At 66.5% G+C, this 1,371-nt stretch carries 1 protein-coding gene; it reads left to right on the forward strand.

Features of this window, described 5'->3' with window-relative positions; genetic code table 11:
* The first annotated feature begins 124 nt into the window (after positions 1 to 124).
* Positions 125 to 1,330 (forward strand): IS256 family transposase, encoded by a 1,206-nt coding sequence (locus ACFQUZ_RS32330; RefSeq protein WP_377449097.1) that lies wholly within the window; start codon positions 125 to 127, stop codon positions 1,328 to 1,330.
* Positions 1,331 to 1,371 lie beyond the last annotated feature (41 nt).

A 1,371-nucleotide genomic window follows, 5' to 3' on the forward strand; every position in this document is an offset into this window, starting at 1 on the left:
GGGACTGTACAAATAACGGCTGATCGACCGATCAAGGGAGAGACGCCAGATGACGACCGAGACCACCGTGGGACAGTCGGCTGTGGAGCCGTCGGGTGCGGTCACGGACGAGCAGTTGATCGCGATGCTGGTCGATCGGGCTCGTGGTGACGGGCTGAAGCTGACCGGTGAGGGCGGGCTGCTGCAGCAGCTCACGAAGCGGGTCCTCGAATCGGCGCTGGACGGTGAGATCACCGACCACGTCGGCTACGACAAGCACGACCCAGCTGGTCGAGGTAGCGGGAACACCCGTAACGGCAGCCGGACCAAGACCGTGCTCACCGACGTCGGGCCGGTCGGGGTGCGGGTGCCGCGGGACGCGGCGGGGACGTTCGAGCCGCAGATCGTGCGCAAGCGGCAGCGGCGCCTGACCGGCGTCGACGACATGGTGCTGTCGTTGTCGGCCAAGGGCCTCACCCATGGGGAGATCGCCGCTCACCTGGCCGAGGTGTACGGGGCCGAGGTGTCGAAGCAGACCATCTCCACCATCACGGACAAGGTCATGGACGGCATGGCGGAGTGGCAGAACCGGCCCCTGGACCGGGTCTACCCGGTTGTGTTCATCGACGCCATCAACGTCAAGATCCGGGATGGGCAGGTCGCGAACCGCCCGATCTACCTGGCCATGGCGGTCACCGTCGACGGACACCGGGACATCCTCGGCATCTGGGCCGGCGATGGCGGTGAGGGCGCCAAGCACTGGCTGCACGTGCTGACCGAGCTGAAGAACCGCGGCGTCGCCGACGTGCTGATGCTGGTCTGTGACGGGCTCAAGGGCCTGCCCGAGGCGGTGGAGACGGTGTGGCCGCGCACGATCGTGCAGACGTGTGTGGTGCATCTGCTGCGCAACTCGTTCCGCTACGCGGCGAGGCAGGACTGGGACAAGATCGCCAAAGCGCTCAAGCCGGTCTACACCGCGCCGACGGAGGACGCCGCGACCGAGCGGTTCCTGGAGTTCGCCGAGGCGTGGGGCCGCAAGTATCCGGCGATCGTGAAGCTGTGGGAGAACGCCTGGGCCGAGTTCGTGCCCTTCCTCGCCTTCGACGTCGAGATCCGCAAGGTCATCTGCTCCACGAACGCGATCGAGTCGGTCAACGCCCGTATCCGCAAGGCCGTCCGAGCTCGCGGCCACTTCCCGAACGAGCAAGCCGCCTTGAAGTGTGTCTACATGGCGTTGATGAGCCTCGACCCGACCGGCGCCGGGCGCCGGCGCTGGACCATGCGCTGGAAGGCACCCCTGAACGCCTTCCAGATCGCCTTCGAAGGCCGGCTCACCCCGGCCAACAACTGACCACCTCAACAACCAAGATCAGCCGTTAACTTGACAGACCC

This window comes from Plantactinospora sp. GCM10030261 (assembly GCF_042666615.1).
In the GTDB taxonomy this organism is placed as follows: domain Bacteria; phylum Actinomycetota; class Actinomycetes; order Mycobacteriales; family Micromonosporaceae; genus KBS50.

What these genes read in the sequence shown, in the direction of transcription:
- ACFQUZ_RS32330 (WP_377449097.1), top strand. Translation starts at nt 125, where the DNA reads ATGCTGGTCGATCGGGCTCGTGGTGACGGGCTGAAGCTGACCGGTGAG.